We start from the raw sequence: 13,910 nt of genomic DNA on the forward strand, positions 1-13,910 counted from the left end.
GATGGTAGCGGCACGGCATCCATCAGCTTTGCCATTAACGAGAAGACTTTCTACCGCCGTGTCCCTACTCAATGCCATCGCCCAGATCGTAGATGGTAGCGGCACGGCATCCATCAGCTTTGCCATTAACGAGAAGACTTTCTACCGCCGTGTCCCTACTCAATGCCATCGCCCAGATCGTAGATGGTAGCGGCACGGCATCAATCAGCTTTGCCATTCACGAGAAGACTTTCTACCGCCGTGTCCCTACTCAATGCCATCGCCCAGATCGTAGATGGTAGCGGCACGGCATCCATCAGCTTTGCCATTAACGAGAAGACTTTCTACCGCCGTGTCCCTACTCAATGCCATCGCCCAGATCGTAGATGGTAGCGGCACGGCATCAATCAGCTTTGCCATTCACGAGAAGACTTTCTACCGCCGTGTCCCTACTCAATGCGATCGCCCAGATCGTAGATGGTAGCGGCACGGCATCAATCAGCTTTGCCATTAACGAGAAGACTTTCTACCGCCGTGTCCCTACTACATAAAACGGAGAGGGTGGGATTTGAACCCACGGTGACATCTCTGCCACACTCGATTTCAAGTCGAGCGCAATCGACCACTCTGCCACCTCTCCGGGCGTATATTCCATCATATCAATCCTGGGTATACTTTTAACTACTAACTCAAGGCAGGTTGCATGACTGCTTGCTCTGGGTGGCGGTATAGAATTTGCTCTTTTGCGATCGCACAATCTTCTCCCACCCACACCAGGGACGCCTGTGACACAACGCCTTCTTGCAGCAATACCAGGGAAAAATTACGCTGGATCTCGCTTCCATGCCCAACGATGCGCGGGACGCTGGCGGCATTTAAGTAAACGGTACCATCTGGACTGGTACAAACTGCCTTCCGCAAATACTTTTTAGTGTGGCGCAGGTGGTGGTGCATGTGTCCAAACGTGACAAGGGGAACCCATTTCCCCATTTGTTTGGTTTGAGCGATCGCCTCCGCCAGATCCGGATCGCCGAAGTCCCCTCCTATCGGCTCCCAATCTTTGCCGCAGGGGTCTTCAGGGCGCGCTCCTAACCCCACGGGGCCGTTGTGACCCAAAAAAATCAAATTCTCATATGCTGCGCTTTGCGCCGCTGCTAGGATGCGCTCCGTTGATTTTTCCAAACTCGATACACCAAATCGTTCTTGATAAAACTGGTTGTATTTCCATTCCGGACCACCCCAGCTAAACGGACGACCCCCGACCACGGTTAAATTCAATTGGGGAAAGTCCAACTTACTATAACCAACATCCGCCTCGCGCATCAGATCGAGTTGTTCCTGCACCCTGTCTTCCTTTCGTCGATCGTAAGGACATTTTTTCCGTCCCCATTCCGTGGCGGTGTACCAGGCGTCGTGGTTGCCGAAAACTGCTGCTTTGGGGATATTTAAGCAAGCGATCGCTCTCACCACTTCCACCGACTCGTTGCCAAAATCTCCCACAAACAGCACCAAGTCTACACCCAGATGTGCGAGAGCGCGAGCGTCTTCCTCCTCCCACTGGTCGTGAACGTCACCGACAACAGCTATTTTAATCACGTGCTTTTGATTATTCCCCTCGGTCATACTTGCTCCATTGCCAGTCTGTTTTAACTGTAGTCATAGACCGAGTTTTTTGACCAGAACAGGACTCTAGCACCCGGAGCGAAAAACAAAGGTGATGAGTCAATCTCGCGATTCGAAACCCACGATTTTTCGTATCACCTTAGTTTTTTTGCCTAAGTCCTACAGAAGTTTTATCTGCCCCTTGGCTGTTCTAGCACGAAGTTATATTTTACTGGCATAAATTATCCATTCAAGAAATCCGGTTTCCCCCTGGAAGGTATTGTTTAAGAAACCGGGTTTCTTAGTTCAGTTCCAACTCAAAACGCCACACTTTTAACTAGCTGGTTGACCCATTTCTAAAGCTTTTTGCACTAATTCATCGGTAACTTCGCCGCTAGCTACTGGTGTACGGCTAACTTCTTTTGCCATATCCATATAATCAGCTGGATCCCCCGTAGGTTCGGCAAAAAATTCGGTTTCTTTTGCTGCTGGTACTTCAAATTTAGGTGCAGTCGCTGCGGCGGCGGCTTGCGCGCCTTCTGCGGTACGGTCAATTTCGCTGACGCTAAACGCTTTAGAAGCTTAGTGATCAGCCGATACATCAATTGCGGGTATTTTTTCTTGTCCTTCCACCATGCTTTCAGCCGCAAGTTGGGCTTCATGGGTAGTCGCTTGCTCAGGATTGGGTTTGATTTCTTCGGTCATTGGGATTCTCCTAGTATGGGGTTTTGTTATCCTTGCAACAATCCTAAACCTGCGATCGCTTCGTCTCTAACTCTCTTGCGATAGATCCTTCATCCCCCATTTGAGAGACACTTATTCTATCTAAAGATATGGCTTAAACTCTCTCTTTAGTAGGGCGATTTTTTCCCGTCAATTTTGATATCTCTTAGTCTGAACACCCAAACTATCTGTGAGAAAAGTTTATGATTTCCAGCCAAAATACCATCCAATCTCAAGCTTTATCAGAAAAAAATAAAAAATTGGTGCAAGCTTTTGAAGGGTTAGGAACCGATGAAAAATTAGCTTTACTTTATTTGATTTACGAAAAGATGGGAAACTCGATTACTCCCGCTGCGCCAACTGCAACAGAACCAGAACTCGCGCCGCTGTTACTCCCTTCGCTAGGTAAGAATAACTATTTAATAAACCGCGAAGACACGAAGAACACGAAGAAGGAAGAAGAAAGATGTAGATAGTCTTCTACCGCGAAGGGAGTAATGGGAGACTTTTATCAATTATCCCACGAGGAGCAGCTAGCAGTAATGCGACAAATTGTAAATGGCGAAGACAGCGAATATTCTCGTGCCTATGGTGCTTTAAAAGAAAACAATCAATTGATGGTTTGGTTTGCTTGGGCGCAAGGAATGGGCGATACAGTTGTAGATATGCCCCAAGGTTATAAAGCAACTCAACCGATCAAGGATGCGCTGTCGCAAATTGAAGGGCTTGATTTTGACGAGCAAATTTCTGTTTTGCGTACTGTTGCTAGTAACATGGGATACACAGACATTCAGCCAATTTCATCTCAGGCAGAAATGGGGAAAACTGCCAGTCTTTAATTTGGCAAATAACGCAAGTTGCTAGTTATAAACAAGGGCTTTGCTAATTGCTAATTGCGAGCTTGCTAATCTTGGATTTTTACCGATTGAGCCATTAGCCTCGTGACCAGGGATCTGCCTAGTAACGCCATTAGCTACTATGCATGAGATAACTAGCAACTTGAGTAAATAATTTTATCCCACCCCTTTTAGGGGTGGGGTTTTACCTTGTTTTTGTTGAGCTAGCTGCGAGAATAATTTGACAGGGAAATTGCCTGCAATTGCAGACAATCTCTTGATGTCATAATCCGGGAATATCCAGACCGCTGGTGAGTTCTTCCATGCGGGATCGCATCGTAGCCGTAGATTTTTCGTAGGCATCTTTCATTGCCGCTGTAACGGTGGCAGAGAGGGCTTCTGCACCACCTGCCAGGGCGTCTGGAGAAATTTCCACCCGCTGGGGTTCTTGGTTGCCGTTGAGTACAACCTTGACGAGGCCATCTTCAGATTGTCCCTCGATCTCCATTTGCTCCAATTCTTCTTGAAGCCTTTTTGCCCCTTCTTGAACCTGCTGAGCTTTCTTAAAAGCTTCGGCTAGCTCTTTCATTTTGCCTAAGCCGAAGCCGAATCCCTGCTTTTGTGACATAAACTAAATTTCTGGGTAAACAACCCCATTCTTGCACAGCCACGGAACATCAGACATGGGTCATCGGTAATAGGTAATGGGTAATTGCCTGCCTATTACCGATTTCTATCTAAATCAATTGAAAATCGCCCAGAATTTTAACTTCTGGCTCTAACAATAAAGACCATTCCTGTTCTACTTTCTGCTGGACGAAGCGAATCAGCTGGAAAATATCGCTAGCCGTTGCCCCGCCGCAGTTAAGAATAAAATTAGCGTGGCGTTGCGCTACTGCGGCATTACCAATTCGATGGCCTTTAAGACCAGTTTGCTCGATTAACCATCCAGCCGCGTGAGGTTTGGGATTGCGGAAGACGCTGCCGCAATTTGGTTTATTGTAAGGTTGGGTAGAATGGCGTTGCTTGAGATGGGCAGCGGTGGTGGCGATTAATTGTGCGGCATCGGCACCTGGTTTGAGTTGGAAAGTTGCTTGAGTCACCAAGCGCCGATCTCCTTGCAAATTCGAGGTGCGATAGCTATAGCCCAAGTTTTGAGGGGTGACAATCTCCAGCTTACCGTCAGGGTAAAGCACGTGGGCGTTGACCAAAATATCTGCCGTACAGCTATTGTGCGCGCCTGCATTCATGACAACGGCACCGCCAACGGTGCCGGGAATGCCAACTGCCCATTCTAGTCCTTGTAAACCCCGTTCTGCGGCTTGCCAAGCGAGACGAACCAGGGGTTCTCCGGCGGCGGCGGTGACTTGACCCGTCTCCGGGTCGAAGTAGGTGGAACGCATGTGGCGGGTACATATTACCAAACCGGGTAGGCCGCGATCGCTCACCAGCAAATTCGACCCAGCCCCCAACAGGGTAACAGATAAACCCTGGGACTGCGCCCATTCAAAGCTGGCTTGTAGTTCCTCTAGGTGCCGAGGAGCAACATACCACTCCGCAGGGCCACCGACGCGAAAAGTCGTGAGCGATGCTAAAGAAACCCCTTGCTTGATCGTACAATCGGTTCCTGGCAAGTGAATGTGCCGAGATTTAGTATCTGCGGAAACTATTTGGCTGGTTGAGCTGGTAACGTTGAGGCTCTTGGAGAGGTCGTAGGAGATTGTCATAGCTTGTAACAACTGCAAAAAATTCCTTAAAAACTAAGCCAGCTTGAACTCCACACTGAAGCAGTGAGTTGCATTGGAAAGAGCTTTCGCTGCACCCTGACTTGCTCTTTTCCGATCAATGTCTTAATCCGCAACTGCAATGCCTGTGTCCGGTGAACGAAATTAAACCGGGCAGGGATATTCGCCTAGCGCGTCTTTTTCAGCTGCCTCAAAATTAGCTATCAGCTCAGGAATCACCTGATTGAGGTTTCCAGCACCGAGAAACAGAGCCAGGTCATTGGGGCGTAGGGTTTCTTGGAGAAACTCGACCACCGACTGTAGCGATGGTTGGTATACCGCATGAGGATTGTAGGCGGCGATCTCTTGGGCGACTTGTTGCCCGTTAACTAACCCGTTGTTGGGTTCTCCCGCACTGTAAATTTCGGTGATAACTACCAAGTCAGCATCGTTGAAGCACTGAGCAAAATCTGCTAATAAACTCACCGTCCGACTGTAGCGATGGGGTTGGAAAATAGCCACAATCCTTTGGTTGGGAGAATTTTGACGGGCGGCGGCGAGGGTGGCGCGAATTTCGCTGGGGTGGTGGGCATAGTCATCGATGAAGCGGATATTGTTGACTTCGCCCCGCAGTTCAAAGCGGCGTTTGGCACCAGCAAAGGTGGCGATCGCACTCGCTATGACTTCAAACTCTAACCCCAAGTGACGACCCACAGCCACTGCTGCCAGTGCGTTGCTCAAATTGTGCTGTCCCAGCAACGGTAAGTTTAACTCTCCCAGGATTTCTCCCCGTTCCCAAATTTGCGCTGTAATGCCATCGGCAAGGTAGACGACGTCTGAAGCCGTGTAGTCCGCACCTGCATCCGGATTGAGGCTGTAGCTAATGTGCGGTTTGATGCGCGAGCATACCGGCGGACTATCAATGCACCCCACCACAATTTGACACCGGGAGGCAAATATCTCAAACGTATTAATTACCTGCTCCAGGGATTCGTAATGGTCTGGATGATCGAGTTCGATATTGGTCACCACGCCTAATTGGGGGGAAAACTTCACCAGCGACCCATCCGACTCATCCGCCTCGGCGACTAAATAAGCTCCACCTCCCAGTCGGGCGTTGCCTTCCCAGGCTTTAACTTCTCCCCCGACTACAATTGTCGGGTCATTACCCGCCATCAGCAGCAGATATCCAATCATGCTGCTGGTGGTTGTTTTGCCGTGGGTTCCCGCTACCGCAATGCTTTGGTAATCTTGGATCAAGGCTGCCAGCACATCCGAGCGATGAAAAATCGGACAGCCTAACTCCAGAGCTGCCAGATACTCAAAGTTGGTTGTATTGATTGCTGTGGAACAAATGACTTGAGGTAACGCTGCCGCACCTGTTGCCCGGTTTAATTTCGGTTCGAGCTTTAAGGATTGTTCAGTTTTCTTGACGTTTGTGGCGCCAACGCCCACCGTTGCTGGTTGTAAGGATTCAGAAGCTGGCTCTGCAGTTGGCAGAAAAAATTGCAAATTGCTGGCTTCTTGTTCTCTAAATATATGCGCGCCGAGTTCCTGCAAGCGCTGGGTAATGTGACTAGGTCGAATATCTGAACCCGATACCGGCAGTTGCCGTTGCGCCAGAACATAGGCGAGAGCTGACATTCCAATTCCACCTATCCCGATGAAATGAAATGGCCTGCCGCTAAAATCAACAGTATTTTTCATATCAACTCCTTACACACCACACAACACCTTACTGTATGTATAACAGGCGATATCATACCAGGAATTATTTTTTCACGATACAGCGTTGCAGGGATGCACGTTCATCCTTAGAAATACTGATTTTGAGATATGCGAGCCTGGAGCGTGGGTCACCCGTCATGGGTGATGAGGAAGAATGTCATGCGCGGGTTGCGAACTGACGCTCTTGTCAGTTCGCAGATCCCGCTTTTTCCCAATTACCAATGCCCGCAGAGCTTATATGTCAGCGATGCAGAAACTGGCTATTTTTGGTGGCACATTCGATCCTGTCCATTGGGGACACCTGTCGATCGCCCAAACTGCTCTCACTCAGTGCGGCATCGAGCGAGCGATCTGGATCCCCAACGCTTGCCCTCCGCATAAATCCGTAACATCAATGTCTTCGTTAGAACATCGACAACAAATGGTGCGGCGAGCGATCGCACACAACCCTGGTTTTGTGCTGGAATCGAGCAATGGCAAGAGCGCGGGCGCTTCTTACGCCATCGCCACCCTACAACACCTGCAAGGTATTTACCCAAATACCCACTGGTACTGGATTGTTGGCTTGGATGCCTTCCAAACCTTACCCCGCTGGTATCGCCGTCAGGAATTAATCCCGGCTTGCGATTGGCTGGTGGCTCCCCGACTCGATCCCGCTTTTGATCTGGCGGCGCTAAAGCGCCTACTACGAACTGAGCGGGCGCAACTTGATGGCATCGCCAATCCGATGCATTTTCTCTGCCAGCAAGTCGAGCAGCAGCTATTGTCTCAATCGATACCGATTCGCTGGACTATTTTGTCGATGCCTCCTTTTCCCATCTCATCGAGTCTGATTCGCCATTACTGTCGTCAGAATCGGTCGATTCGTGGCTTGGTTCCCGAAGCGGTCAGAGTTTATATCGCCCAAGAGAAACTTTATCAGAGCGAGCGCCCCTAGTTTTAACCTCTCGCCCATAAAAAGAGGCAGTCTTGTTGCGCCCAAATAAACAACCCAGCGATAAATCTAGAGATTTTATTAAAATTATGATTTTTGCCGTAATAGCCGCAAAAACCTGATAAATCGAGCAAAAAAAAACTTGAGCGCTAAAAATGGTTGACTGGCGTTGAATTGTACAATATTTGCGATATCATTGGGTTCACTAGGTAATTATTACTGGATTCACAGAGGGCAAGACGCAGTGATCAGAGTCGCGATCAACGGGTTTGGGCGTATCGGGCGCAACTTTATGCGCTGTTGGGCGGGCAGAACAAATAGCAACATCGATCTCGTTGCTATCAACGACACCTCTGACCCAAAAACCAACTCTCACCTGCTCAAATATGACACGATGCTGGGCAAGATGGATGGGGATATTGGTTATGACGAAAACTCAATCATTCTAAACGGCAAGACAATTAAATGTGTATCGGATCGCAATCCAGAAAACTTGCCCTGGAAAGAGTGGGAAATTGACCTGATCATCGAATCGACTGGCGTATTTGTCAGCAAAGAAGGTGCATCCAAGCATATCACCGCTGGCGCCAAGAAGGTTCTGATTACAGCACCGGGGAAAGGCGATGATGGCATGTTTGTGGTTGGGGTTAACCACCACCAATACGACCACGAAAAGCACTGGGTGATCAGCAACGCTAGCTGTACCACCAACTGTCTGGCTCCCATTGCCAAGGTACTGCACGAAAAATTCGGCATCATCAAAGGCACGATGACCACCACCCACAGCTATACCGGCGACCAACGGTTGCTGGATGCTTCTCACCGGGATGTGCGTCGGGCGCGGGCGGCAGCAATGAACATTGTACCAACAACGACGGGTGCGGCTAAAGCTGTAGGTCTGGTAATACCAGAACTAAAAGGCAAGTTGAACGGGATTGCTTTACGCGTACCAACTCCCAACGTTTCCGTCGTGGATTTGGTGATTAATGTTGAGAAAAAGACTTTTGTTGAAGAAGTAAACCAAGCATTAAAGGAAGCCGCTGAAGGGGAACTGAAAGGCATTTTGGCATACAGCGACCTGGAGTTGGTTTCCACAGATTATCGCGGCACTGACGAATCTTCCATTGTCGATGCCAGTCTGACTATGGTCATGGATGGCGACATGGTTAAAGTTGTGGCTTGGTACGACAACGAGTGGGGCTATTCTCAACGGGTTGTCGATTTAGCCGAACTTGTGGCGCAAAAGTGGACTGCCTAGTCGGTACTGAGTACTGAGTGTGAACTACCCACCACCAACCTTTCAGGTATGGTGGGGGCTTCTTCCTTCACTGGGAATCGCCTCCACGACCGTGGATTTTTTACGTCCCGGTCGTTTTGGTCTTACATACCCTCCAGAAGCAGTAGCACTGGTTCCCAATGCCAAAATCCGCAAACCTTCATGCTTGATATTGATCGCAGCGTTGATATCGCGATCGTGTTGCTTACCGCAGTTTGGACAGTCTACAAACCTGACCCCCAAGCTATCAAAACCGTTCTGAAGCATGGGAATCGGTAGCAAAGTTTCGGCACACAGTTGCGATGACGGGAAAAACCGATTGATCTCAACGTACTGATGACCGAACTTCTCCGCTTTGTATTTGAGCATCGTCAGAAACGTTCCCCATCCCTGGTCGCTGATCGCTTTAGCCAGATTGGGATTCTTGACCATGTTCTTGACGGCTAGATCTTCCACCACGATCGCTTGGTTTTCGTGAGCTATTTTGCGGGATAGCTTGTGGAGAAAGTCTTCGCGGATTCTCGAAATCTTAGCAGAAACTTTAGCAACGAGTCGCTTTGCTTTGCGACGATTGGATTCACCTTTCTTTCGGGATAGTTTCTGCTGCTTGCGTTTCTTGTTACGTTCTAGTTTCTTGAGCTTTCGTTGTGTTCGTTTGGATGGATTGTGTTTCTGACCATCAGACGTGATGGCGAAGTCTTTCAATCCAAGATCCACACCGATCGCGTCGTTGATTGCTTCGACAGTCTCGACAGACGTTTCAAACAAGATAGAAGCATAGTACTTACCGTCAGTGGTCTTAGAGACGGTAACGCAACCTTGTTTTCCAGTGGGAAGACCGCGATGAAACACGGTTTTTACAATTCCCAATGTACCGGGAAATTTGAGCGAATTATCCCCGAGCAAAAGCCTCACACCTTGCGGATAGCCAACGGATTGTTTCGAGAACTTATTCTTGAATGTCGGATATTTAGCACGACCTTCAAAAAAGTTCTGAAACGCAGATGACAAGTTATACGTCACCCGTTGCAATGACTGAGAATAGGCTAAACCTAACCATTCATATTCCCGTTTTAGATCCGGTAGCATCTTGTCCATCGCAGCTTTCGTCAGACCTTTCCCAGTGTTTCGGTAAGTTTCTGTCGTGTGGTTCAGCATGAAATTATAGAGCCATCGACAATTACCGAAAGCTTGAGCGAGATATGCTTCCTGCTCTTGCGTTGGATAGAGTCTGAGCTTGACTGCTTGGTACATCGGTTATGGCTTCTACCGCGTTTATACATTCATAGTAACACAGGTATCGACGTTTGGATCAAGAGATTGTTCATTTTCTCGTGATTCCCTTCCCTCGCTTCGCATGGGTCAGGGAACCCTCCAAAATGAACTCGCATTCATCCCCCACCAGAATCTTTGATTTGGTGGGGGCATTCTGCTGTTTCTAGGTAAAAGTTCTGAGCGATTAGGGTGGGCGATGCCCACCCTTTTTGTGATAGCTAAAGGCTAATTAGCAGTTACACAACCGTTGCTCAGGAACATGATATAAGAACGTTGATTACGCCAGTGCGGTTGCTATATATGGCGACTTGCTCTCGCCATAAGACTTCTGCAAAAAAGAAACTCTTTGACTGCTCGTGTCGCCTATCCCACAAAATCCCCATCTTCTTCAGCTTATTCCTGTAGAAGCATCGAGTGTGGGAGAAAGTGCAATCAACCGAGAAATTTCATCTGTTTGAAAACCCAATGCCATTGGTCGTCGCACCCCTGGTAATACTTGCACGTCATACAATTCGGTAATGATTCCTTCTAGGCGCAACCAATACACAATATTTCCCGTACTCAATTCGATGACCATTAATCCGCAGCGAGGTTCGGTATCTTTAGCAATTAATTGCCGCTCCAGCGCTAGTCCAGAAAATGTTTTATCTCCTCCTCTTGGTTTTGATAGTCCCACAATTGCCCAATTTTTCCAAAATGCCAATCCCCGCAAATAACCCGGACAAAAAGTCACGGGTTCAAATTTTCCAGACGGCAAATTTACATAACCAAATTCCCCAGTTCCAGAGTTGTGCAACCACAATTTACCCTGATAAAATCGCGGCGAGTGGGGCATGGAAAGTCCGCTTAAAATAATTTCGTTCGATGGTATATCAATTACTACGCCGCCGTCTCGCCGTTTGTCTCGCCAACCATCGACGATATCCGAACGACTGCAAGCGGTGACAAAACGGGGTTGTCCTTCTACCATTGCTAACCCGTTGAGGTGACAGCCGTCTTCATTGATAATTTTTGAGATAAAAGGCGGTTTCCATAGGGGGGTGCAACTGTAGCAATCGCTCACCGTTGCCAGACAATTTAATCAGCTGCTGACAAATATGACTTTTCCGCTGCTGTTGACTGGGACATCGTGGATATCTAGATCGCCAGTCGTATAGCCAATCCGAGGGATATAAAGCTTGTCGTATCCGTTGTATAATTGCTCTGGATTCAGCACGTTATCGATCTGCCAGATCTGATATTTTGTACTCAGATACAGGCGTTCTGATGTGGCATATAATCCCATTGCTCGGTCAAACAAACGCTCAAATCCGGAAAGGTTTCCTGCTGAATTAACGCCAATCAAACAGAGTCGAGAGGTTTGATAGGTTGTGAAAGCGATGCTGATTTGTTGTTCGTGCAACCATTCCAGAAATTGGCGGGAACAGAATACTTCCAGGGGTGGAGAGGGGGTTGATGCGGTTGATTGCTGTTGCATATTTGGTAGGAATTAACTTGCTGGCATACAGCGATCTGGAGTTGGTTTGTTTAATTTGGTGTCAGGAGGGTGGATAAATCGACTCTCTTGTGGTTTTTCTAATCTAGCTGGATAACGTCCTGCTGACTGATTTGGTTGAGAGCATTCCCATTCAACACCGCTAAAAATTCCCCGCTACTTTGCACGCTAATCAAAACGCTATCGTTGCTTTGGGTAAAGTTCAGTTCTGGGAAACTCAAACCACCCCGTAACCCTAGAAGATCTTCCCCATCTTGGAAGTCAAAGACAACATCAGTACCCATACCAGGTGCGAAGATGAAGATGTCGTTGCCGCTACCACCCCGCAGAACATCGCAACCTAAGTCTCCACTTAACCAGTCATTGCCCACCCCACCTGCGAGCATGTCATCTTCTTGACCACCATACAGGGTATCGTTGCCTAGATCGCCATTGAGATCGTCTAACCCTTCATTGCCAAACAGCAAGTCATCGCCTTGATCGCCGCACAGTACGTCTTGTTCCTCCCCCTTGGCAATCGCAATATCGCTTCCGTTGCCACCATAGATGGTATCGTTACCATCGTCGCCCCAGAGGCTGTCATTTCCCTTGTCGCCAAACAATAGATCCTTGTCAGCATTGCCAAAAACTATGTCATCATTTTGACCTCCGCGTACCGTATCTTTACCGTCATTGCCAAATAATGTGTCTTGACCTTGGGTGCCGTTCATCAAGTCATCGCCGCCAGCACCAAACAGCAAATCGCGTCCGTTGGTGTCTCTGTCTTGGATATCGGGGGTACCGCCATAGATGGTATCGTTGCCGAGATCGCCCGATACAGTATCATTCCCAATATCTCCAAACATCAGGTCGTTATCTGTATCGCCGCGAGCAAAATCGTTCCCTTGACCGCCGTACACCGTATCGTTACCCGGCCCAGCGCTGATAAAATCGTTACCCGTATTAGCGCCAATCCGCCTTGATTGCCTAAAATCCAATCGCCTTCGCTGCCGCCAAAAATTGTGTCATTTCCGATACCGCCAACCAGGTTATCCCGACCTGCCTTGCCATCAAGCCAATCGTTGCCGCCAAAGCCATCGATCGAATTGTTAGCATCAGTACCGATAAGAGTATCGTCACTATTACTACCAGCTTGTAGTGAATCTACTGGATTGGCAGTGATATCAACATTCGGATTTATGTCAAGATCGGGACTAACAATCTGTTCGCAGAAACAATTGGGTTCCATATTAGAGATGGTAATGTTTAAGGGAGCGATCGCAGTAGCATTACCCCCATCTGTCGCCCTCACCAACAAGGTGAAACTACCAAAAACGCCACTCGCGATCGTGCCAGTAAAAGTGCGACTAAATTGGTTAAAACTCAGCCAATTAGGTAAAGGATTGCCATTGTCGAGTCTGGCGGTATAGGTAATGGTATCACCAAGGTCGGGATCGAGGAAAGTCTCTTCAGGAAAGGTCCTTTTAAGAATCCCATCTTCTTGAGACAGGGGAGTAGGTCAAAAACCTTAACTCAAAAAGAAAGTAAAATCATCCTGCCCAATTTGATTGACGTCAATTGCAGTCAAAACAGCTAGAATTTCCCCATTGCTTTTGAGAGCGATCTCAGTACCATTATCGCTAGCAGAAATCGCCAATTGTGCGAAACTTAAACCGCCACCCACAACCAAGCGATCTTCTCCATCGGCAAAATCGCTAATCCCATCGCTGTCTTTACCAGGTGCTAAAAAGAACCAGTCGCCGCCACTACCACCGCGCAACAGGTCATTACCTAAATCGCCGAACCAGCTGTCATGACCGACACCACCGATGAGGGTGTCATCTTCTTGACCACCATAGAGCGTATCATCCCCGTCATCGCCATTGAGTCAATCTTCTGCCTCATTGGCGGATAATAAGTCGTTGCCGCCGCCACATAACCAGTCTCGTTCGCCATTAGCGCCGATAGGAATCGAGTTGCCGTTGCCGCCTAACAGCAAATCGTCGCCAGCACCACCGGATACGATGTCATGATTTTGACCACCGCGTACCGTATCGTTCGCTTCATCTCCGAATAGGGTGTCGTCACCTTGGTTAGCGTTGATCAAGTCATCACCGCTAGCGCCAAACAGCAAGTCGCGTCCATTGGTGTCGTTGATTAAGCGATCGCTAGTCCCTCCATAAATCGTATCGTTGCCGCGATCGCCTGACAAAGTATCATTCCCTTGATTGCGTGACATCCTCCCGACGTTCATCTGAGTACAGATAGAACGCGGGCTTCCTGCTTCGTTGTTACTGCCCTGGTTGGGGCAGAATTTAACGCATTTTTGAGTGAGGCGCTGTCCATCCCCACTGTATTA

14 protein-coding genes, 1 tRNA gene and 4 pseudogenes are annotated in these 13,910 nt (G+C 48.4%); 3 read left to right on the top strand and 16 right to left on the bottom strand.

Features of this window, described 5'->3' with window-relative positions:
* Positions 1-64: 64 nt before the first annotated feature.
* The 5 genes from MiSe_RS42630 to MiSe_RS51615 form a co-directional block, all read right to left on the bottom strand.
* Positions 65-217 carry a hypothetical protein gene (locus tag MiSe_RS42630; RefSeq protein WP_226592274.1) on the bottom strand — a complete coding sequence of 51 codons (153 nt, stop codon included), beginning with the start codon at positions 215-217 and terminating at the stop codon, positions 65-67.
* A 29-nt stretch (positions 218-246) separates the two neighbouring features.
* Entirely contained in the window at positions 247-399 is a 153-nt protein-coding gene (locus MiSe_RS42635; RefSeq protein WP_226592274.1) for a hypothetical protein, read from the bottom strand.
* Positions 400-532: 133 nt separating this feature from the next.
* Positions 533-619: transfer RNA gene (locus tag MiSe_RS42640), tRNA-Ser, on the bottom strand.
* Positions 620-663: 44 nt separating this feature from the next.
* The gene (locus tag MiSe_RS42645; RefSeq protein WP_226592275.1) at positions 664-1,602 is read right to left on the bottom strand and encodes a TIGR04168 family protein; all 939 of its coding nucleotides are present in this window, start codon (positions 1,600-1,602) and stop codon (positions 664-666) included.
* A 561-nt stretch (positions 1,603-2,163) separates the two neighbouring features.
* On the bottom strand, positions 2,164-2,286 hold the full coding sequence (locus tag MiSe_RS51615) for a hypothetical protein (protein WP_264196957.1): 123 nt from the start codon (positions 2,284-2,286) through the stop codon (positions 2,164-2,166).
* Positions 2,287-2,507: 221 nt separating this feature from the next.
* Here MiSe_RS51615 and MiSe_RS42650 point away from each other — a divergent pair.
* A pseudogene (locus MiSe_RS42650) lies at positions 2,508-3,143 on the top strand (orange carotenoid protein N-terminal domain-containing protein).
* A 280-nt stretch (positions 3,144-3,423) separates the two neighbouring features.
* Here MiSe_RS42650 and MiSe_RS42655 read toward each other — a convergent pair.
* The 3 genes from MiSe_RS42655 to murC all read right to left on the bottom strand — a co-directional run bounded on the left by MiSe_RS42655 (position 3,424) and on the right by murC (position 6,571).
* Positions 3,424-3,768: a YbaB/EbfC family nucleoid-associated protein gene (locus MiSe_RS42655; protein WP_226592277.1), complete on the bottom strand. Its 345-nt coding sequence runs from the start codon at positions 3,766-3,768 to the stop codon at positions 3,424-3,426.
* 109 nt (positions 3,769-3,877) lie between these two features.
* On the bottom strand, positions 3,878-4,867 hold the full coding sequence (gene murB, locus MiSe_RS42660; protein WP_226592279.1) for a UDP-N-acetylmuramate dehydrogenase: 990 nt from the start codon (positions 4,865-4,867) through the stop codon (positions 3,878-3,880).
* Between the two features lie 162 nt (positions 4,868-5,029).
* Positions 5,030-6,571: a UDP-N-acetylmuramate--L-alanine ligase gene (gene murC, locus MiSe_RS42665; protein WP_226592281.1), complete on the bottom strand. Its 1,542-nt coding sequence runs from the start codon at positions 6,569-6,571 to the stop codon at positions 5,030-5,032.
* Positions 6,572-6,839: 268 nt separating this feature from the next.
* Between murC and nadD the strand changes: the two genes are divergently transcribed.
* Positions 6,840-7,529, top strand: a complete 690-nt coding sequence (nadD, locus tag MiSe_RS42670) for a nicotinate (nicotinamide) nucleotide adenylyltransferase (RefSeq protein WP_444980620.1) — start codon at positions 6,840-6,842, stop codon at positions 7,527-7,529.
* A gap of 241 nt (positions 7,530-7,770) precedes the next feature.
* The gene (locus MiSe_RS42675) at positions 7,771-8,784 is read left to right on the top strand and encodes a type I glyceraldehyde-3-phosphate dehydrogenase (RefSeq protein WP_226592285.1); all 1,014 of its coding nucleotides are present in this window, start codon (positions 7,771-7,773) and stop codon (positions 8,782-8,784) included.
* Positions 8,785-8,826: 42 nt separating this feature from the next.
* On the opposite strand, the gene MiSe_RS42680 is transcribed toward MiSe_RS42675, so the two are convergent.
* The 8 genes and pseudogenes from MiSe_RS42680 to MiSe_RS42705 all read right to left on the bottom strand — a co-directional run bounded on the left by MiSe_RS42680 (position 8,827) and on the right by MiSe_RS42705 (position 13,790).
* Positions 8,827-10,056: an RNA-guided endonuclease InsQ/TnpB family protein gene (locus MiSe_RS42680; RefSeq protein WP_226592288.1), complete on the bottom strand. Its 1,230-nt coding sequence runs from the start codon at positions 10,054-10,056 to the stop codon at positions 8,827-8,829.
* 439 nt (positions 10,057-10,495) lie between these two features.
* Positions 10,496-11,554 (bottom strand): annotated as a pseudogene (locus MiSe_RS42685) (TIGR03032 family protein); the annotation flags it as partial.
* A gap of 98 nt (positions 11,555-11,652) precedes the next feature.
* Entirely contained in the window at positions 11,653-12,525 is an 873-nt protein-coding gene (locus MiSe_RS42690; protein ID WP_373873017.1) for a calcium-binding protein, read from the bottom strand.
* Positions 12,417-12,800 (bottom strand): calcium-binding protein, encoded by a 384-nt coding sequence (locus MiSe_RS51620; RefSeq protein WP_264196958.1) that lies wholly within the window; start codon positions 12,798-12,800, stop codon positions 12,417-12,419. Before MiSe_RS51620 ends, MiSe_RS42690 begins: the two co-directional genes overlap by 109 nt.
* Before the next feature lie 66 nt (positions 12,801-12,866).
* Positions 12,867-13,061 (bottom strand): annotated as a pseudogene (locus tag MiSe_RS53335) (putative Ig domain-containing protein); the annotation flags it as partial.
* Between the two features lie 18 nt (positions 13,062-13,079).
* Complete coding sequence (locus tag MiSe_RS42700) at positions 13,080-13,331, bottom strand: hypothetical protein (protein WP_264196960.1); 252 nt, start codon at positions 13,329-13,331, stop codon at positions 13,080-13,082.
* A gap of 42 nt (positions 13,332-13,373) precedes the next feature.
* Positions 13,374-13,427 (bottom strand): annotated as a pseudogene (locus tag MiSe_RS53340) (hypothetical protein); the annotation flags it as partial.
* Positions 13,428-13,439: 12 nt separating this feature from the next.
* A complete protein-coding gene (locus tag MiSe_RS42705) occupies positions 13,440-13,790 on the bottom strand; it encodes a calcium-binding protein (protein WP_226592290.1) in 351 nt (116 codons plus the stop codon).
* Between the last annotated feature and the right edge of the window lie 120 nt (positions 13,791-13,910).

The organism is Microseira wollei NIES-4236, assembly GCF_020521235.1.
In the GTDB taxonomy this organism is placed as follows: domain Bacteria; phylum Cyanobacteriota; class Cyanobacteriia; order Cyanobacteriales; family Aerosakkonemataceae; genus Microseira; species Microseira wollei.

What these genes read in the sequence shown, in the direction of transcription:
- MiSe_RS42630 (WP_226592274.1), bottom strand. Translation starts at nt 217, where the DNA reads ATGGCAAAGCTGATTGATGCCGTGCCGCTACCATCTACGATCTGGGCG.
- murB (WP_226592279.1), bottom strand. Translation starts at nt 4,867, where the DNA reads ATGACAATCTCCTACGACCTCTCCAAGAGCCTCAACGTTACCAGCTCA.
- MiSe_RS42645 (WP_226592275.1), bottom strand. Translation starts at nt 1,602, where the DNA reads ATGACCGAGGGGAATAATCAAAAGCACGTGATTAAAATAGCTGTTGTC.
- MiSe_RS42655 (WP_226592277.1), bottom strand. Translation starts at nt 3,768, where the DNA reads ATGTCACAAAAGCAGGGATTCGGCTTCGGCTTAGGCAAAATGAAAGAG.
- nadD (WP_444980620.1), top strand. Translation starts at nt 6,840, where the DNA reads ATGCAGAAACTGGCTATTTTTGGTGGCACATTCGATCCTGTCCATTGG.
- MiSe_RS51620 (WP_264196958.1), bottom strand. Translation starts at nt 12,800, where the DNA reads ATGGAACCCAATTGTTTCTGCGAACAGATTGTTAGTCCCGATCTTGAC.
- MiSe_RS51615 (WP_264196957.1), bottom strand. Translation starts at nt 2,286, where the DNA reads ATGACCGAAGAAATCAAACCCAATCCTGAGCAAGCGACTACCCATGAA.
- murC (WP_226592281.1), bottom strand. Translation starts at nt 6,571, where the DNA reads ATGAAAAATACTGTTGATTTTAGCGGCAGGCCATTTCATTTCATCGGG.
- MiSe_RS42635 (WP_226592274.1), bottom strand. Translation starts at nt 399, where the DNA reads ATGGCAAAGCTGATTGATGCCGTGCCGCTACCATCTACGATCTGGGCG.
- MiSe_RS42680 (WP_226592288.1), bottom strand. Translation starts at nt 10,056, where the DNA reads ATGTACCAAGCAGTCAAGCTCAGACTCTATCCAACGCAAGAGCAGGAA.
- MiSe_RS42705 (WP_226592290.1), bottom strand. Translation starts at nt 13,790, where the DNA reads ATGTCACGCAATCAAGGGAATGATACTTTGTCAGGCGATCGCGGCAAC.